We start from the raw sequence: 18,260 nt of genomic DNA on the forward strand, positions 1-18,260 counted from the left end.
GAACAGAGGAAAGGCTAGCCGGTCGTCGTGAATGGCGGTGGATCGAAAACACTGATCGCCGGGATCGGCGCGTCATACCGTTCAACCTCCACCATGCAGGTATGGGCGCTGGGCCCCTGGGACAGACGCGACGTACCGCGATCCGCCGTCAGAATGTTCGGATTGCCGTGAACGTCGAGGCTGTTTGCCATTTCCGGGTCTGCCGGGTCGTACCAGGCGCCGGTGGACAATTGCAGCACACCTGGCATCAATCCTTCATCCAGGATCACCCCGGCCAGACAGGCGCCGCGGCCGTTGAATACGCGCACCACATCGCCATTCTTAATGCCGCGCGCGGTGGCATCGTCGGGATGCATGCGCATCGGCTCGCGCCCCTTCACCTTCGACTTGCGGCTGCCCACCCCGGAATCGAGCTGCCCATGCAGCCTGGATTTCGGCTGGTTGGAAATGATGTGCAGCGGATAGGGCCCCAGGTCTTTCGAACCGAGCCATTCATAAGGTTCGCACCAGCGCGGATGTCCGGCGATTTCGTCATAGCCGAACCCGGCCACGGTCTCCGAGTAAATCTCGATCTTACCGGACGGCGTGTGCAGCGGGTTTGCGTCAGGATCGTCCCGAAATTCCCCGAGGAATCGGCGAATTTCCGGGCCTCCCTCCAGATGCAGGCTGCCTTTTTCCCAGAATTCATCGAAGCTGGGCAACTCGCGTCCGACCCGGCCCGCCTCCTGGCGGCTGCGGTCCCACAGATCGCGCAGCCATTCGGTTTCCGTCCGCCCTTCGGTGAAACTCTCCCGGAAGCCCAGGCGTTCGGCGACATCGGCCAGGATGTCATGATCGTTGCGCGCCGCGCCGACGGGTTCGATCAACTTCTTCATCGCCACGGCCCAACCATCCATCTGCGCGACCGCGATGTCGTTGCGTTCCATCACCGTGGTGACGGGCAGGACGATATCCGCGTGACGGGCCAGCGCGTTCCAGAAGATTTCCTGCACCACCACCGTGTCGGGCCGCGCCCAAGCCTTTTTCAGGCGATTGATATCCTGATGATGATGGAACGGGTTGCCCCCCGCCCAGTGGACCATCTTGATGTCCGGATAGGTGATGCGCTTTCCGTTATAGTCGCAATGGCCGCCGGGATTCAGCAACATATCCGCGATCCGCGCGACGGGAATGAAGGTATCGATCTTACTGCGCCCCTGCGGAACCGCGGCCCAACTGAGCTGCGGATCTGGGTTTCCGTTGCCGTGTTCCGCCGCCAGCCCGATGGCAAGCCCACCACCCGGCAATCCCATCTGCCCCAGCATGGCGGCCAGCACGACGCCCATCCAATAAGGCTGTTCGCCATGGTCCGCGCGCTGCAGCGACCATGACATGGAAATCAGCACCCGGCCCTTCGTCAGCTTTTCCGCAAGCGCCAGGATATCCGCCACCGGCACCCCGCACAGGGCCGATGCCCAGGTCGCGTCTTTCGGCTGCCCATCCGTTTCGCCCAACAGATAGGGACGGAACTTTTCGTATCCGACCGTGTAACGATCCAGAAAGGCGCGATCGACCTTGTCATTGATTTCCAGCCAATGAGCCAGCGCCAGCATCAGCGCCGTATCGGAATTCGGACGGATCGGCATCCAGGATGCGCCCAGTTCGTCCGGCATATCGTCGCGGATCGGGCTGATCCCCAGGAATTCGCCTTTCGACCGGCCCAAGCGTTTCATCCAGTCCCGAACGGTATGGACACCCAGGCTGCCGTTCTGAATTTGCGCGTTCTTGATCGGGATTCCGCCGAAGGCGACCGTGAAATCGGTATGCTGTTCAATCTCATACCAACTGGGTGCCTGCACCATCGTATTGCGCAACGTGGTCAGGATATGCGGCAGGATCACCTCCGCCGCCGCAAAGGAATAGGCGTTCACCGACCGGGTATAACCGCCCGCCATGTTGTAGAAGCGGTGGACTTGGCTCTGCGCGTGATGGAACCGTCCGGCGCTGGCCCAGCCGTAGGACCCGGCATAAATCGCCTCGTTGCCGAACTGGCTGCGAACACGTTCGATTTCGCCGGACAGCAGGTTCAGCGCCGTATCCCAATCGACCTCAACGAAAGGATCGGAACCGCGCTTGTCGCCAGCCGTACCGGGACCGCCTTCAAGCCAGCTCTTCCGGATGGCGGGATTGCGGATGCGCGCCGGGGAATCCACCGTATCGACGATGGATGCCGACATTTCGGAGACTTCGTCTCCTTCCACCAAAGGTTCCAGGGATTCGATCCGACCTTGCCTAACATGTGCCTTATAACTGCCCCAATGATTGGCTGTAGTCTGGACGGTCACGATCACCTCCCCTAAATCTGTTCCATCTTGCTATTGTGAAGCGTTCGCGCGGTTGGGAAAAGGCGGAAAAAATGCGGTTCTGGGAATTCTTACGCGGGTCGGCCCTGGCGATGCCGCTTCTCTGCGCCGGTCTGTCCGCGCATGCGGAAGCGCCGCAACCGGGAACGACGATCCCCGACGACCGCGGCACCGCCAGCCTCATGATCGAAAACGATCTTTTCGGCGCCGGCACCGACCGCCATTTCACGCATGGCACGGCCGTCGGATATACGACGCGGGAATATCTGCCGTCGGAAACCGACCCGATCGCCGTGGTCGCGAATCTGATCCCCTTCTGGCCGCATGGCGCACGAGCCCGCGCGACCTACAGCTTGGGTCAGAACATGTACACGCCTGAGGATATCACCGACCCCAATCCGATCCGCGACGACCGTCCCTATGCCGGATGGCTGTATGTCGGCGGCGGCCTGATCGCCGCCGCCCCGGATGCCTCGCGCAGCGATACCGTCCTGTTGGAAGTCGGTGTCGTCGGTCCCGCTTCCCTTGCCTCCAAAACGCATAAGCAATGGCATAAATGGTTCAATTTCACGGAACCACGCGGCTGGGACAATCAGTTGGAAAACGAACCGGGCTTCAACGTCATTTATGAACATACCCAACGCATCTGGAAGGATGAACTTGGTCCCGGCCTGAACGTGGACCTTGTGCCGAATTCGGGATTCTCCCTGGGGAATATCCAGACCTATCTATCCGGTGGCGCGACGTTGCGCCTGGGCCGCGATCTGACGACCGATATGGGCCCGCCGCGTATTCGCCCCAGCCTGCCGGGCAGCGCTTATATCCGTCCCACAAACGGGTTCAACTGGTATGTGTTTACCAGTGCCGGAACCCGTTTGGTCCTGCGCAACATCTTCCTGGACGGCAACACCTTCCGGGACAGCCAAAGCGTCGATAAACGCTATCTGGTGGCGGATCTCCAATCGGGCCTCGCCCTGCAATACGACGATTGGCGGATGACCTATACCTATGTCATCCGAACCAAGGAATTCGAACAGCAGGACAAGATCGACAAATGGGGCGCGATCAGCCTGTCCTATCGGTTCTAAAGCACCTTGCGCATGATCGGGCGCGTGTCGGACCGCCTTGCGACTTCCGTAAAGCCGACATCCCGAAACGCGCCGACAAACCCGGTCCAGGCATAGACCGGCGCATATTTCCGGTTCGGCGTATCGATCGGGTATCCTTCCACGATCCGCGCGCCCTGCCGCGCCGCATGGTCGCAGGCCGCCCGCAACAGCATCGCTGACAGGCCTTGACGCCGGTAACGCTTGTCGACCAGGAAACACGCAATGCTCCACACATCCGCATCGTCGACAGGCTTCAGGACGCGCGACGTTTCCAGGCGCGGAAAGGCGGATCGCCGATCAATCTGAATCCAACCGGCGGGCTGTCCGTCGACGCGCGCAATCAGGCCCGGCCCGATGTCGTCCGGCCCAGGGCCGTCCGCGAACAAGGCGCGCATGGCATCCCGGTTGCCGTCCCCCATCCCGGCCTCCATTTGGCGCTTCGACAGCCGCCACAGCATGCACCAGCACCCGCCGCAGCCGCCCTTTTCGCCCATCACCGCCGAAAACCCGTCCCAATCGGCGGGACGGATTTCGACCACGGGGGTATCTTTCGGTTCATTCATATCCCGACGTTATCCCTGCACTTTCCAGTCACCGCCCTTGTTCCACCAACGATGCGGATTGGCGCTATCGTCCAACCCCTTGCAGCTGCTACGCAAAGCATCAACGACCGTGATGACCGGCTCATAATAGCTATGAACCTCGTATATTGCCTCAATCACGTCATTCAGGACGGTCTCGTCCCGTGGGATAAAGAAACGCATTTCCTCAACATCCGGGCGTTTCCGTGCTTCGGTTTCCGCCCCGGTCGGCGTTCCTTCCAGCGGGCGGTAATATTCAAATCCGGCGGCGGCCCGATATCCGTTCCGATCGGTCTTCCCATGTTCCAACCCGGCGACGGCGGCAACCGCCTCGAAGACCCTGTCGATATCCTCGGTCGGTGCCTGGAAGGTCACCTGCCAAACCGTTTCCATTCGGATCGGCCGTGTATCGAAGCCGGACTCGATAATGCTCATCTCTATGGTCTCCCCTGTTGCTGTCGGGGAGACACTAGCAATCCGATGCTGACAACAGAGTGTCAGCAGTGACGCGGCTATTCGAGATAGGCTTGAATCCGTGCCTTTACCTCGTCCGGCAGGGCCATGGGGCGACCTGCGGCCATGTCCATGCAGACACCGACGGACTCCACGACGGCCCGCAGGGCGCCGTCACCGACACTGTTCATTCGGATTCGATAGGTCATGGATTTGGTGCCGACGCGGATCACGGATACGTCGAAGGTAACGCTCTCCCCGTGCCGGACCGGGTTGAAAATCTCCAGGGACGCCGTCGCCGCGAAATTCGATCGCTGCAACGCGTGCCGTTCACGCACGCCCATTCCGATATCGTCAAAGAAGACATCGGACGCCAAGTCGCATTGCCGGTAATAGAAGAAGCCGGTCGCCAGCCCGTCTTGATCGAACAGGCCCTCTTCGGACGGATCGATAAAGTCACCGGCGACCGGCCTTGTCGGCATCAGTTATCCGCAGCCTTGAGGACGCGGCCTTGCTTGGCCAATTCCGCCCGTTCCTCCAACAGACGGTCCAGCCAATCCGGATCCATTTCAGGAACGGAGGACAGCAGCAGGTCCGTATAATCGTGGTGCGGCGGGGTGAACATCTCCTCCTTCGGGCCGGATTCGACGACCCGACCGCTCTGCATCACCACAACCTCGTCCGCGATGGCGCGCACTGTGGCAAGGTCATGGGTGATGAACATATAGGACAGGTCCAGTTCGTCCTGCATGCGTTGCAGCAGTTTCAGGATTTCCTCCGCAACCAATTGGTCGAGCGCCGACGTAACCTCATCGCAGATGATCAGTTCCGGGTCGGCCGCCAGGGCACGCGCGATGCAAATACGCTGCTTCTGTCCGCCGGACAGTTCTGTCGTCAATCGGTTCATATACTGGTCCGGTTCCAATTCGACGAGGCGCAGTAATTCGCGCACCCGTTCCGTCAATTGCTTGCCCGAATAGCCCAGATAGAAATTCGCCGGGCGGCCGATCACGTCGCGGATGCGGGATTTCGGGTTCAGCGCCGTATCCGGCATTTGATAGATCATCTGAAGCTTACGCAGTTGATCCTTACTGCGTTGGCGGTAATCCGGCGGCAGTGTCTGCCCCGCATAGGTCACGTCACCGTTCTTCGGTGGCAGCAGGCCCGTGATGACACGGGCGGTCGTGCTTTTACCGCTACCGGATTCCCCGACAACAGCGACCGTCCGCTTCTTGTATATGTCGATGGACACATTGTGTAATACCGGCACCGGGCCATAGGACGCATCGACGCCGCGCACTTGCAGCAACGGCTGCTCAGCTTCCGGACGCGGGCGTTCGTCCCGCTTATACGTGCGAACCGCCAGAAGATCCGACGTATATTTCTCCTTGGGCGCGGACAGCATGGCCCGCGTGTCGCCCTCCTCCACCGTGTTGCCGTAGCGCAGCACCTTGATCGTATCGGCCATCTGCGCCACGACGGCGAGGTCATGGGTGATATAGATCGCCGCGGTGTTGAACTGTTCAACGATATCGCGGATCGCGGCCAGAACCTCGATCTGCGTCGTGACGTCCAGTGCCGTCGTCGGCTCGTCGAAGATAATCAGGTCCGGGCGGCACGACATGGCCATTGCCGTCATCGCGCGCTGCAACTGCCCGCCCGAAACCTGGTGCGGATAGCGGAAGCCGATCGTGTCCGGATTCGGCAATTGCAGACGCCGGAACAGGTCCTTCGCGTCCTTTTCCGCCGCTGCTCGGCTGGAAACGCCGTGCTGTACCGGGCTTTCGCAATATTGGTCGATCAGTTTATGCGCCGGGTTGAACGACGCCGCCGCCGATTGCGCGACATAGGCGATGCGACGCCCCCGCAGGGCGCGGCGCTCATCCTCGCTGGCCGACCGAAGCTCCTTACCGTCGAACCAAATCTCGCCGCCACTGATTCGGCACCCATCGCGGGCATAGCCCATGGCGGCCAGTCCGATGGTGGATTTCCCGGCCCCGGATTCCCCGATCAGCCCCAGAACCTCGCCCCGGCGCAGCGTCACGTCCACGCCGTGAACGATTTCGATCCATTCCTCGTCAGCCCGCCCTTCGATGCGCAGGCCTTTCATTTCGAGGAGAACGTCGCCTTTTTGACCTCTGTTCTTATCGCTCATTCTTTCAGCCCACTCATTTTGTGCAGGAACCAGTCGACGACGAAGTTCACGGCAACGGTTAACAGCGCGATGCAGAATGCCGGAACCAACGGCGTGATCCCCATGCTCGGCATCATCGTGAAGAAGTTCAGCAGGTTACCGCTTTCACGGACCATGGAGCCCCAATCCGCCGTCGGCGGCTGGAAGCCAAAGCCGAGGAAGCTGAGCGACGCGATGAACAGGAACACAAAGCAGAACCGCAGACCGAATTCCGCCGCCAGCGGGGCCGTCGCATTCGGCAGGACCTCGCGCCAGATGATCGACAACAGGCTTTCGCCGCGCAGCTTCGCCGCCTCGACATAATCCATGACGACGATGTTCAGCGCGACCGCCCGGGCCAGCCGGAACACACGGGTCGATTCCAACATCGCGATAACCAGGGCCATATTGAGGACGCCGTCCCCGATCACGGTCAGGATCAGCAGCGCGAAAATCAACTGCGGAATGGCCATCAAGACATCGACGACGCGGCTGAGGCCCTGATCGACGATACCTTGCAGGCTGGCGGCCATCAGGCCCAGGAAGGTGCCGACGAAGAAGGTCAGCGCCGTGGTCGCCAGGGCCACGCCGACCGTGTTCCGCGCACCGTAGATCAGGCGGGACAGCGTATCGCGCCCCAATTGATCCGTGCCCAGCAACGCGATGCCGCCGTCCTTCAGTTCCGAACCCCAAGGCATATAAGTCTGACCGACAACCGATGCCTCGCCATAGGGTGCGATGATGGAAGCCAGACAGGACGCCATGATATAAATGAAGATGATCCCGACCCCGAACAAAGCGGTCGGCGGCGCCTTGCGGACTTCCTTCCATCCGGCGGTAACGGCCAGCAGGAAGATTTCCAACCCGACCAGCCCGAAAAAGGCGGACCAGGGCGATTCCATGAACCGGCCCAGCGCGGTCAGGCTGCCCAAGATGAATATGAAGATACCGGCGGCGACTATGTCGCTGCGCATCCGGTTCAGCCCCAAACCCGACCAACCGCGATAAATCAGCAGCACCGCGACCAGCGAACAGGCGATACCGCCTATGGCGGATGTCAGTTCGGTGCCGATATGGCTAAAAAACAGGAACATCAGGTAAGCCAGCGCCGCGAAGCACGCCACCTGTCGAAGCATCTTGCCGTCCGATTCCACGATGGGGGTCGGGTCGGCCTCCGGTGATTGTACCGTACTCATCGTTATCGTCTCCTCACCGCGGGTGCAGCAGACGCGGGTTGCTCACGATCGAGAGCACATCCGCGGTCAGGTTCAAAAGGATATAGGTCAGGGCGAAGATCATGCAGCTTGCCTGAACTACCGGAATGTCGCGGAACTTCACCGCGTCGACGAGGCTTTTGCCCAGCCCCGGATAGGTGAACACAACTTCCACCACCACCACGCCGACGATCAGATAGGCAAGGTTGATCGCCACAACGTTGACGATCGGCGCCAGGGCGTTCGGCAGGGCGTGTTTGACGATGATCCGAGAATTCTTGATCCCCTTCAGCCGCGCCATTTCGATATAGGGACTGGCCAGCAGGTTGATGATCGCGGCCCGCGTCATGCGCATCATATGCGCAACAACGACCAGGGTCAGCGTCATGGCCGGCAGGAAGACCAGATGAACGCGGTCGGCGAAGCTGGTTTCAGGTCGGACCGTCGCCAGCGCCGGGAACCAGGAACCGCCTTCCAATGTCGATGTCATCACCGACAGCAACAGGATCATGATGTAACCGACAAGGAATTCAGGGAAGGAAATGGAGGTCAGGGTAAATACGTTCACGAAGCGATCGTACCAACTGTACCGATAAAGCGCCGCCAAGATACCGAGGGTCAGCGCCAGCGGCACCGCGACAATCGCCGCAAAGGCCGCCAGGAACAGCGTGTTTTCAAGCCGAACCGTGATGAATTCCCCTACGTCGCGTTTGTTCGACAGTGACGTTCCCAGGTCCAGCGTCGCCGTGTTTCCCAGCCAGGTGACGTATCGCGTCACAAAAGGCTGGTCGAAGCCGTTTTCCCGGCGGCACGCCTGAACCGTCGATTCGGTCGCCGACTGGCCCAGAATAGCCTGGCAGAAATCCCCGGGCAGCGCCTCGATCATCCCGGCGATGATCAGCGTGACCACGAAAAGCGTTACCAACCCAAGGCCTAGCCGTTGGGCAATGGTCGCTAAAATCTTCGACATGTCTTTCGGTGTCCCCTGCTCTTTCCATACGGCTTTAGGAAAAGCATCGCCATATGTCCCTGTTCCACAAATATTTTTTCTCGCGATCCCGGGCGCGTCGACAGCATCGAATTAATCGAATTACCACCGATATTTTTCACGAGCCTATCATCCAGAAACAAGTACTGTCTTGAAAAAATTCGACCATTCTCGGCTTGTTTGCGTCCAACGGCGCACGCTACCCTCTTGGAAAGACCGGCCGAATTACCCTCAGCAGGAGAATTCCCATGCCCGATAAATCTAACGATTCCCGCAGTATTCTGATCGTCGGCGCCGGGATCGTCGGGGCGGCGACCGCCTATCGCATGGCGGCGTCGGGCTGGTCCGTCGATCTGGTGGACGCCGTGTCGCCCGCTGCAGGGGCGTCGGGCGGCTCCTGGGCCTGGATCAACGCGATTTCGGCCCGCAGCGACCCTGCCTATTTCTCCTTCCGGCGGGCGGCGATTGCCGCATGGCATGACTGGGACCAGGAATTCAGTGGCGCCCTGCCGATTGATTGGACCGGCACCCTGCTATGGGAGTCGGATATGCTGGACGACGAGCCGATCCCCCCCGCGACGCTGCTGGACGCCGACGGTATCCGGTCGGTCGAGCCGTTGATCGCGACCCCACCGAAACACGCGCTGTCCTCCCCGGATGACGGGCTGGTTGACGGTCTAGCGACGGTTCAGATTTTCCTGCAAGCCGCCGTGGCGGCCGGGGCACGCCTGCATTTCGGGCGATTGGCACAGGCCCTGATTCGTGATGGCGATACCGTCAAGGGTATCGAAACGAATTACGGCAAAATGAAAGCGTCCGAAACGCTCATCGCTGCCGGAACCGGCTCCGCCTCCCTACTGTCGGAGGTCGGCTTGACCCTGCCGACGAAGCCGAAACCGGGTCTTCTGGTCATTACCCGGCCAGTCGAGGCACGAATGCAACGCGCCTTTTGGTCCGATCATATCCACGTCAAGCAGATGCGCGACGGCAGCCTGATGATCGGCGAAAGCGAACACAAACCCGGCGCCTTGGACGATCCCGCCGCAACGGCGGAAGGCATGCTGCGCGCGGCGGAGAAAATGATGCCCGGTCTGGGTCCCCTATCCATCGCGAAAACCACCATCGCGGCCCGGCCGATCCCGGAAGACGGACTGCCCGTTGTCGGACGCCTGCCCGGTCTGTCCGGCTTGACACTTGCCACCATGCATTCCGGAATGACACTGGCACCGCTGGTGGCGGAGCTGTTGAAGGAACTGTTCGTCAACAACCGGGTTGCGGCCCTGCTGGATCCGTTCCAGCCGGAACGCCTGATCCGGCGCAGCAAACAAGGATAGCAATGAGCGACTATTGGCGTTGGAGCGGAGCCGAAACCGCCCGGAATGTTCGAAACGGTTCGGTATCCGCCAGCGCCGTGATTCGCAGCAGCCTGGACCGGTTGCACGCGGTCAACGGCAAGATCAATGCCGTCGTCGGTTTCTGCGACGAGGAAGCCCTGGAAACCGCCGCGGCTATCGACGGCAAAGTCGAAATGGGCGAAGATCCGGGCATCCTGGCGGGCGTGCCCGTCACCATCAAATGCAACACGGATCAGGCCGGACATCCGTCGACCAACGGATTACGGCTGCAAAAGGATCTGATCGCGGAAACCGACAATCCGGTCGTCGCCAATCTGAAGAAAGCCGGGGCCGTTATCGTCGGACGGACGAATACGCCGGCGTTCTCCCTGCGCTGGTTTACGCGGAACAGCCTACACGGCCACACCCGCAATCCCCACGACCCTGCCCTGACGCCGGGCGGGTCGTCTGGCGGTGCGTCCGCCGCGACCGCATCCGGAATCGGCGCGATTGGCCACGGCACGGATATCGGCGGTTCTGTCCGCTATCCCGCCTATGCCTGCGGTCTGAACGGCTTGCGGCCCAGTCTCGGTCGCATTCCGGCGGTGAACTTCACCGCGCCCGACCGGCATATCGGCGCCCAGATCATGGCCGTGTCCGGCCCCCTGGCGCGGTGCATGGACGATATCCAACTGGGTCTCGCGGCGATGAGCCAGCCGGACCCGCGCGACGCTTGGTATGTGCCGGTATCCGACGACCAACCCGCCCTGCCGAAGCGGGCGGCCCTGTGTTGTGCCCCGGAAGGCCTGGACGTCGATCCGGTTGTCGTGGAAGCCCTGCGCGATGCTGCCGGGCGCCTGCGCGACGACGGTTGGGAAGTCGACGAGGTCGACTGCCCGTCCCTGCGCACCGCCGCCGCCATACAGGCGGTCCTATGGGTGTCCGACTTCCGCCGCAGCGTCATGGGCGCCATCGAAAAGGAAGGCGATCCGGATGCCATTTTCGTGATCGAGCAACTGGAACGCCATGCCGGCAATTACGGCGTGGAGCCGCTGATGGATGCCTTGCAGACCCGTTTCGGGCTCGTCCGGGATTGGCAGACCTTCCTGACCCGCTATCCGGTCCTGTTGCTGCCGGTATCGGGGGAAAAGCCGTTCCCGGACCTGTTGGACATCCAATCCCCGGAATCCTTCGACCGTGTCCTGGAGGCCCAGTTGACCCAGGTCGCCTTGCCAACCTTGGGGATTCCCGCGCTGACCGTTGCCACCGGCAAAGACGGCACGACGCCCCTGGGGGTGCAGCTTGTCGGGCCGAAATATCGGGAAGACATTTTGATCGCCGCCGGACGCGTCCTGGAACGCGCCCGGCCGGCGATCGAACCGATTGATCCGGTTACTTCGTAATAATCTCCGGCCCCAGGAAGGTCGTCGGCAGGAATGTCGACACCCAGGGGACGTAGGTGATGATGATCAGGAAGATGAACAGGATGCCCAGCCACGGCAACGCGGCGCGGACCACGTCCATCATGGGCATTTGCGCGACCCCTGACGTTACGAACAGGTTCAACCCGACCGGCGGCGTGATCATGCCGATTTCCATGTTCACGACCATGATGATCCCCAGATGGATCGGATCGATCCCCAACTGAATGGCGATCGGAAAGACCAACGGGGCGACGATGACGATCAGGCCCGACGGTTCCATGAACTGACCGCCGATCAGCAGGATCAGGTTCACCACGATCAGGAAGACGACGGGACCGAAGCCCGCGTCCAGCATGGCCGCCGCGATGGTCTGCGGGATTTGTTCTTCGGTCAGGACATGCTTCAGGATCAGCGCGTTCGCGATGATGAACAGCAACATGATCGTTAGCTTGCCAGCCTCCAGCAGCGTCGCCCGCGTGTCCGGGTGCCACAGGGTCTGGACCGTGCCGTAGATCAGCTTCACCGGATTGCCCCAGGGCATGTGATCCTTGAACGGTCCCATATCGCGATAGATGAAGTTCGCGACGAAGAAGGCGTAAATAGCGGAAACCGCGGCCGCTTCGGTCGGCGTGAACACACCGCCGTAGATCCCGCCCAGAATAACGACGATCAGGAACAGCCCCCAGGCCGCGTCGCGGGCGGAGTCGAGGATTTCCTTCATCCCCGCAAAAGGTTGTGGCTGCAGGCCCTTCATCCGCGCATAGACGTAAATCCCGACCATCAGCATGACGCCCGCCAGAATGCCGGGGATCACGCCTGCCAGGAACATGCGCCCGACCGATACATCGACGGAAGCTGCATAAACGACCATGACAATGGACGGCGGGATCAGAATGCCCAACGTACCGGCGTTACAGATGACACCGGCTGCGAATTCCTTAGTATAGCCGACCTGACGCATCGCCGCGATGATGATGGTCCCGATGGCCACCACCGTCGCCGGGGACGACCCGCTGAGCGCCGCAAACAGCATGCAAGCGAAAACACCCGCAATGGCAAGCCCGCCCCGCACATGCCCGACGCAGGCGATGGCGAAACGGATGATGCGTTTCGCGACACCGCCGGTCGACATGAAGGACGACGCCAGGATGAAGAAAGGAATGGCCAGCAGCGTGTAATGCCCGTGAAAGGCGGAAAACATTGTCTGCGCGATGGACGCCAGCGACGCGTCGGAAAACAGCAACAGGAAGCCGACACTGGACAGACCCAACGCGATGGCGATCGGCACCCCCATCAACAGGAGGGTAATGACGATGACGAACAGAAGAATGGCGGTCATGGTCAGTTCCCTCCCTGCCGATTGGTATTTTCGGTTTCGCGCATGGTACGCCCGGCCTCTTCAACGGCTTCTTCGGCCTCGTGGCTGACGATGATGAGGTCCTGCTTTCCGGTCCAGACACGCCAACCGGCCTGCAGCAACCGCAACGCCAGCAACGCCATGCTGAGCGGCAGGATGAAGTAGGGAATGAAACGGGGCAGCTTTTCGTATTCTTCGCCATCGTTCATGAAGGCCGACACGAATTGCAGCACATCCGGCATCGGGATATCGGCAACTTCCATGAAGGACGCCTTGGTCGCGAAACGCCACCAGTAATCCCATGCGCCGACGAACATCAGGCCTGCAAAGACAAGACAGGCGGCGACGGATAGCAGTGTCAGAAATTTACGCAGGCCCGGCGATACCAAGTTCAGGATCGCGTCGACACCGATATGCGCATTCACCTTCACGCCGTAGGATGCGCCCAGAAGGACGAGCCAGGCGAACAGGAACACGACGAATTCCAAGCCCCACAGGATGCCGCTGTTGAACACGTAGCGCAGGACGACGTTGATGAAGGTCACGACCGTCATCGTCCCCAGGATATACGCGATCAGCGTCTCTTCCAGATGGGTGACCCAAAGCCCCAGTTTTTGCATTTCCTTCCCCTCACGCAGCCGACGCGCCCATTGACCGGCGAACAGTGTTCGGTACGCAAAATTCGGTACGCGGTCGGTGCGCATCAGGCGGCGGCACGTGTCGCACCGCCGCCCGAATACGTCACCGATCAGATTGGTCTATCAGTTACCGGCGTTATAGGACTGCGCCGCGGCGATCAGGTCTTCACCGATGCCGTCCGCGAACTGGGCCCAAACCGGCTTCATCGCCGTAACCCAGGCCGCGCGCTGTTCGGCGTTCAGGGTCCGCACGACATACCCGGCCTGAACGATCAGGTCGCGGTTCTGTTCGTTGACGGCGGTCGACGCAGAGTTCCGCTCGGCAGTGACTTCCGCCAGGATCTGGGCGAGTTGGTCACGGACACCGTCGTCCAGGCCGTCCCAGAACTCCGTCGACGTCACGACGAGGTAATCTAGGATACCGTGGTTCGTTTCCGTCGAGCCGTCCTGAACTTCAAAGAACTTCTGGCCATAGATGTTGGACCAGGTGTTTTCCTGGCCGTCGACGACGCCGGTCTGCAGCGCGCCGTAGACTTCGCTGAAGGCCATTTTCTGCGGCACCGCGCCCAGGGCTTCGAACTGCGCCTGCAGCACGTCCGACGCCTGGATACGGAACTTCAGGCCCTTCGCGTCTTCCGGCAGCAGCAGCGGCTTGTTCGCCGACATCTGCTTCATGCCGTTGTGCCAGAAGGCAACGCCCAACAGACCTTTTTTACGCATGGAGTTCAGCAGCGCCTGACCGTCTTCGGAATTCTGGAACCGATCGACGGCATTCACGTCCTCGAACAGGAAGGGCAGGTCGAAAATACGGAACTTCTTGGTGAAGGTTTCGAATTTCGACAGCGACGGCGCGGCCATCTGGACGTCGCCGATCAGCATGGCTTCCAGAACCTTGTCGTCGTTATACAGCTGAGAGTTCGGGTAGACGATCATGCACGCCTTGCCGTCCATTTCCGCATTCACGCGTTCGGCCAGCAGGTTCGCAGCGATCCCTTTCGGGTGCTTGTCGGTATTGGTGACGTGGCTGAATTTGATGACGACTTCGCCGTCCTGGCACGCATCCTGCGCCTGGGCACCGGCGGCGCCAAGGAAAGCAGACACGGCGGCCGCAGCCGCCACGGTAAGGAATTTCCGCATTGTATCCTCCCAAAAGGTTTACGGTATGTCCGTATGGTCATTGTCACACCTTCGCGGCGTGAATGCCGTCTTTCCATCCGCAACGGGCGTGCCAAAGCAGACGCATCGAGTCCGAATGGAATTCTTCTTATTTTTCAATGTTGTCTTTGAATGATACCACAGAACCGCGCGGGATACTTGTGTGGATTCCCGCACAAAAGCCGGTCGGCCGTGCGGGAACCCGCACAAACCGGCGCGCCCGTCGGTTAGTCGTCGCGGAATTCCGACGGCTGAATGCCATAGCGCTGGAATTTTTCGTATAGCGTCTTCCGACCGATGCCGAGCGCTTCGTGGCACGCCTTCACCGATCCGTTGAATTGGCGCAGGCTGCGTAGGATCTGATCCTTCTCAAAGGCGGCAACACGGTCCGGCAGGCTGTGCCCCGGCGCCTCCCCTATCGGCCCCGGCAAATCGAGGCCCAGAGCATACCGTTCGGCCCGGTTCCTCAGCTCCCGAACATTGCCCGGCCAGTCTTCCGCCATCAGACGCGCGGTCAGCGCGGAATCGCGCATGGGCGGCGCAACATTCCGCCGGGCCGCGGATTGGGCGGCGAAATGGTCGAACAGGACCGGGATATCGTCCCGTCGGGACCGCAAGGGCGGCAGGCTGACGGACACGACGTCCAGCCGATACAACAGGTCTTCACGAAAGCTGCCGTCCTTAACCGCGTCCTTCAGGTCGCGTTTGGTCGCGGCGATGACACGAATATCAATCGGCACCTGCCGGTTTTCGCCCAGTGGCTCAATCACCCGTTCCTGCAAGACACGCAGCAGCTTCACCTGCATGTCCGGCGGCATGCTTTCGATTTCATCCAGGAAGACGGTGCCGCCATTCGCCGCCTCGAACTTACCGATACGGCGTTGTGCGGCGCCTGTGAAAGCGCCCCGTGCATGTCCAAAGAACTCGCTTTCCACCACGGTTTCCGGCAACGCGCCGCAATTGATTGCGACGAAAGGCTTTTCGGCACGCGGCCCGAACCGGTGCAGGCACCGCGCAGCGACTTCCTTACCTGTCCCGGTCTCCCCCAGGATCAGCACATCGGCATCGCTGGCCGCGACCGCGCTTAGATGCCGACGCAGCGCTTCGGTCGCCGGATCGACGCCGATCAGCATTGCCTCCATCCCGTCGGCGCGTTCCAAACGTGCCCGGAACTTACGGTTTTCGATCACCAGCCGCCGCTTTTCCAAGGCGCGGCGCACGGCTTCCACCATGCGTTCCGGCGGGAACGGCTTTTCGATGAAATCGTAGGCGCCGTCGCGCATCGCCTCCACCGCCATGGCGATATCGCCGTGCCCCGTCATCGGGATAACCGGAATTTCCGGATCGATTTCCCTCAGCGCGCGCAGCAGGTCCAGGCCGGACATTCCCGGCAGCCTGACATCCGTGACGACGACACCTTCGAAACTCGCAGAGACGCGCTTCACCGCACTTTCCGCATCGCCCAGGGGATCGACCGCGATCCCGTCCAATTCCAATGCCTGAGCACAGGCCTTGCGCAGGGCCGGGTCGTCTTCGATCAGCAATACCGTCGCCATCCGCCCGCCCCTACTCCGCCACGGCGGACATCGGTACCGCCCGCTTCAACGAGATATAAAAGGCCGCGCCGCCGTCCGGACGGTTGCGGGCGCTCAAATCGCCACCGAAACTGCGCATCACATTCCGAGAAATGGCGAGGCCGAGGCCCATTCCTTTTTCTCCTTTCTTGGTGGAGAAGAAAGGATCGAACAGGCGTTCCTGCGATTCTTCGGGAATGCCGGGGCCGGTATCCGCCAGGATGACGGTGATCGTCGACAGATCGGGCCAATCGACCGACACGGTCAGACGACGCGGCCCGTCGTTTTCCGCCATCGCGTCAGCGGCATTGCTGACCAGATTGGTCAGAACCTGCGTCAGTCCGGTTTCCGCGCCCAGGACCTGAATATCCGGCACGGTCTCCAGCCCGGTCACCTCAACCCCCAAATCCGATATACGATGCCGTAGAATACGCAGCGCGCTGCCCAACGGTTTGCGCAGGCCCAGAACCTCGACCGTCACTGGTTCCTGGCGGCTGTAAACCTTCAGATCACGCACGATGCGACCCATTCGGTCGCACAATTCCGCGATTTCCTTCAGGTTTTCCTCCGCCCGGTCGTTCATACCGCGCTCCAGAAATTTCCGCGCATTGTCGGCATAGGCGAGAACCGCACCGATGGGCTGGTTCAATTCGTGATTGATCCCGGCGGATATCTTGCCCAAGGCCGCCAGCTTTTCCGACTGAATCAAGTCCCCCTGCATCGCGCGCAGGCGGTCCGCCATGCTTTCGCGTTCGCCGATCTCCACGGACAAGGCGTCGTTGGCCTGCCGTAATTCGCGGGTGCGCTCGACAACGCGGGCTTCCAGTTCCCCGGCCCATTCTTCCAAATGTTTGGCGCGTTCCGCCTCGAACCGCCGCCGCTGGGACAGGTTCTGCTGATACTGCACCAAGGCCAGCGCCACCAGCCACAGGCTCGCCACCGCGAAGCCGGTCAATAGGGTGAGCATCAGGCTGCGGAAGCGGGCATCCGCCGTCGGGACCAGAACCGTCCCCGTCGCCGCCATGACCGGCACCTTGCGCGAGACCATCAAATGTTCGCCGTCCAACAGCGCGGGGCTGCCCTCCTCCGGTTCCACCAATGCGCCTAGAGGCAATTGGGCCTGAATGCGAATGGGCAGCGGCCGGACTTTTTCCAGGTCATAGCGCCGCGTGGCGATCAGTTGCGCCATGCCGCTTTCCGTCACCTCGCTCAACGCGCCATAGACCCAGGCCGGGTCACTGGACAGGAAAACGATGCCCAGTTCATCCGTCACGATCAGCGTCCCCGGCGCATTCCACAGGTCTTCCAGCGGGCCGCTGGGCACCTTCACCGCAACGACGCCGATAATCCGGCCCAGACCGTCACGAACCGGCGCGGAAAAGAAATGGCCCCTCACGCCGGATGTGGTGCCGAGTCCGAAGAAGCGCCCCCGTCCCCCGGCCAGCGCCTGCCTGAAATAGGGCCGATATTCGAAGCTTTTGCCGACAAAGGGCGCCGCCGACCGCCAGTTGCTGGCGATGAAGGTCATGCCGGTGCGATCCATGACATAGACGTCGGACGACCCGACTTCCGCATTCATCGTCTCCAACAGGCGATTCAGGCGTTCGACCTCCACAGGGTCGTCCTTCGATCCGGACATGAAGGAGACGATGGCGGGATGCTTGGCGATCAGGTCGGGCACGGCCTCGAACTGCGCCAGGGTCAGGCCGAGTTCCACCGCATAAAGATCGAGGTTCCGCCGCGCCTGTTCGTCGAGGTCGCGAAACTGCCAATCGCGAATGGAAACATAGGCCGCCCACAATGCCGCGACGGACAGCACACCGGCCAACGCCCCAACCAAAGCTAGGGCCGTCCATCTCGTCAGTCGTTTTTCGGCCAACCGGGCCAGGGCATCGCGGATCATGGAAGGACAGTAAAT

Annotated in this window: 15 protein-coding genes; 3 read left to right on the forward strand and 12 right to left on the reverse strand. The window is 61.2% G+C overall.

Going from position 1 to position 18,260, the window contains the following annotated elements:
* Positions 1-14: 14 nt before the first annotated feature.
* Positions 15-2,324 carry a molybdopterin-dependent oxidoreductase gene (locus tag HH303_RS17195; protein WP_169626602.1) on the reverse strand — a complete coding sequence of 770 codons (2,310 nt, stop codon included), beginning with the start codon at positions 2,322-2,324 and terminating at the stop codon, positions 15-17.
* A 71-nt stretch (positions 2,325-2,395) separates the two neighbouring features.
* Between HH303_RS17195 and HH303_RS17200 the strand changes: the two genes are divergently transcribed.
* Positions 2,396-3,430, forward strand: a complete 1,035-nt coding sequence (locus tag HH303_RS17200) for a lipid A deacylase LpxR family protein (RefSeq protein WP_227421895.1) — start codon at positions 2,396-2,398, stop codon at positions 3,428-3,430.
* Here the strand turns inward: HH303_RS17200 and HH303_RS17205 are convergent.
* The 6 genes from HH303_RS17205 to HH303_RS17230 all read right to left on the reverse strand — a co-directional run bounded on the left by HH303_RS17205 (position 3,427) and on the right by HH303_RS17230 (position 8,842).
* The gene (locus HH303_RS17205) at positions 3,427-4,014 is read right to left on the reverse strand and encodes a GNAT family N-acetyltransferase (protein WP_227421896.1); all 588 of its coding nucleotides are present in this window, start codon (positions 4,012-4,014) and stop codon (positions 3,427-3,429) included. The genes HH303_RS17200 and HH303_RS17205 overlap by 4 nt on opposite strands.
* 9 nt (positions 4,015-4,023) lie before the next feature.
* Entirely contained in the window at positions 4,024-4,467 is a 444-nt protein-coding gene (locus HH303_RS17210; RefSeq protein ID WP_227421897.1) for a hypothetical protein, read from the reverse strand.
* A gap of 77 nt (positions 4,468-4,544) precedes the next feature.
* A complete protein-coding gene (locus HH303_RS17215) occupies positions 4,545-4,967 on the reverse strand; it encodes an acyl-CoA thioesterase (protein WP_169626603.1) in 423 nt (140 codons plus the stop codon).
* Positions 4,967-6,640, reverse strand: a complete 1,674-nt coding sequence (locus tag HH303_RS17220; protein WP_169626604.1) for an ABC transporter ATP-binding protein — start codon at positions 6,638-6,640, stop codon at positions 4,967-4,969. The genes HH303_RS17215 and HH303_RS17220 overlap by 1 nt, the downstream gene beginning before the upstream one ends.
* Positions 6,637-7,854 carry an ABC transporter permease gene (locus HH303_RS17225; protein WP_227421898.1) on the reverse strand — a complete coding sequence of 406 codons (1,218 nt, stop codon included), beginning with the start codon at positions 7,852-7,854 and terminating at the stop codon, positions 6,637-6,639. Before HH303_RS17225 ends, HH303_RS17220 begins: the two co-directional genes overlap by 4 nt.
* Positions 7,855-7,867: 13 nt before the next feature.
* Complete coding sequence (locus HH303_RS17230; RefSeq protein ID WP_169626605.1) at positions 7,868-8,842, reverse strand: ABC transporter permease; 975 nt, start codon at positions 8,840-8,842, stop codon at positions 7,868-7,870.
* Positions 8,843-9,108: 266 nt separating this feature from the next.
* Here HH303_RS17230 and HH303_RS17235 point away from each other — a divergent pair, with 266 nt between their 5' ends.
* Positions 9,109-10,194 (forward strand): NAD(P)/FAD-dependent oxidoreductase, encoded by a 1,086-nt coding sequence (locus HH303_RS17235; RefSeq protein WP_169626606.1) that lies wholly within the window; start codon positions 9,109-9,111, stop codon positions 10,192-10,194.
* A 2-nt stretch (positions 10,195-10,196) separates the two neighbouring features.
* A complete protein-coding gene (locus HH303_RS17240; protein WP_169626607.1) occupies positions 10,197-11,597 on the forward strand; it encodes an amidase family protein in 1,401 nt (466 codons plus the stop codon).
* Here the strand turns inward: HH303_RS17240 and HH303_RS17245 are convergent.
* The 5 genes from HH303_RS17245 to HH303_RS17265 all read right to left on the reverse strand — a co-directional run bounded on the left by HH303_RS17245 (position 11,587) and on the right by HH303_RS17265 (position 18,245).
* A complete protein-coding gene (locus tag HH303_RS17245; protein ID WP_169626608.1) occupies positions 11,587-12,957 on the reverse strand; it encodes a TRAP transporter large permease in 1,371 nt (456 codons plus the stop codon). The genes HH303_RS17240 and HH303_RS17245 overlap by 11 nt on opposite strands.
* A gap of 2 nt (positions 12,958-12,959) precedes the next feature.
* Entirely contained in the window at positions 12,960-13,595 is a 636-nt protein-coding gene (locus HH303_RS17250) for a TRAP transporter small permease (protein ID WP_169626609.1), read from the reverse strand.
* Positions 13,596-13,736: 141 nt separating this feature from the next.
* Positions 13,737-14,750, reverse strand: coding sequence for a TRAP transporter substrate-binding protein (locus tag HH303_RS17255; protein ID WP_169626610.1), 1,014 nt, complete (start codon positions 14,748-14,750; stop codon positions 13,737-13,739).
* A gap of 245 nt (positions 14,751-14,995) precedes the next feature.
* On the reverse strand, positions 14,996-16,324 hold the full coding sequence (locus tag HH303_RS17260; RefSeq protein WP_169626611.1) for a sigma-54-dependent transcriptional regulator: 1,329 nt from the start codon (positions 16,322-16,324) through the stop codon (positions 14,996-14,998).
* Positions 16,325-16,334: 10 nt separating this feature from the next.
* Positions 16,335-18,245: a sensor histidine kinase gene (locus HH303_RS17265; protein WP_169626612.1), complete on the reverse strand. Its 1,911-nt coding sequence runs from the start codon at positions 18,243-18,245 to the stop codon at positions 16,335-16,337.
* Positions 18,246-18,260: the final 15 nt, after the last annotated feature.

The organism is Pacificispira spongiicola (assembly GCF_012926505.1).
In the GTDB taxonomy this organism is placed as follows: domain Bacteria; phylum Pseudomonadota; class Alphaproteobacteria; order UBA8366; family Aestuariispiraceae; genus Pacificispira; species Pacificispira spongiicola.

Bases quoted from the DNA above. Each gene is read 5' to 3' on its own strand.
- HH303_RS17235 (WP_169626606.1), top strand. From the start codon at position 9,109: ATGCCCGATAAATCTAACGATTCCCGCAGTATTCTGATCGTCGGCGCC.
- HH303_RS17220 (WP_169626604.1), bottom strand. From the start codon at position 6,640: ATGAGCGATAAGAACAGAGGTCAAAAAGGCGACGTTCTCCTCGAAATG.
- HH303_RS17210 (WP_227421897.1), bottom strand. From the start codon at position 4,467: ATGAGCATTATCGAGTCCGGCTTCGATACACGGCCGATCCGAATGGAA.
- HH303_RS17260 (WP_169626611.1), bottom strand. From the start codon at position 16,324: ATGGCGACGGTATTGCTGATCGAAGACGACCCGGCCCTGCGCAAGGCC.
- HH303_RS17205 (WP_227421896.1), bottom strand. From the start codon at position 4,014: ATGAATGAACCGAAAGATACCCCCGTGGTCGAAATCCGTCCCGCCGAT.
- HH303_RS17230 (WP_169626605.1), bottom strand. From the start codon at position 8,842: ATGTCGAAGATTTTAGCGACCATTGCCCAACGGCTAGGCCTTGGGTTG.
- HH303_RS17245 (WP_169626608.1), bottom strand. From the start codon at position 12,957: ATGACCGCCATTCTTCTGTTCGTCATCGTCATTACCCTCCTGTTGATG.
- HH303_RS17265 (WP_169626612.1), bottom strand. From the start codon at position 18,245: ATGATCCGCGATGCCCTGGCCCGGTTGGCCGAAAAACGACTGACGAGA.
- HH303_RS17215 (WP_169626603.1), bottom strand. From the start codon at position 4,967: ATGCCGACAAGGCCGGTCGCCGGTGACTTTATCGATCCGTCCGAAGAG.
- HH303_RS17225 (WP_227421898.1), bottom strand. From the start codon at position 7,854: ATGAGTACGGTACAATCACCGGAGGCCGACCCGACCCCCATCGTGGAA.
- HH303_RS17200 (WP_227421895.1), top strand. From the start codon at position 2,396: ATGCGGTTCTGGGAATTCTTACGCGGGTCGGCCCTGGCGATGCCGCTT.
- HH303_RS17250 (WP_169626609.1), bottom strand. From the start codon at position 13,595: ATGCAAAAACTGGGGCTTTGGGTCACCCATCTGGAAGAGACGCTGATC.
- HH303_RS17240 (WP_169626607.1), top strand. From the start codon at position 10,197: ATGAGCGACTATTGGCGTTGGAGCGGAGCCGAAACCGCCCGGAATGTT.
- HH303_RS17255 (WP_169626610.1), bottom strand. From the start codon at position 14,750: ATGCGGAAATTCCTTACCGTGGCGGCTGCGGCCGCCGTGTCTGCTTTC.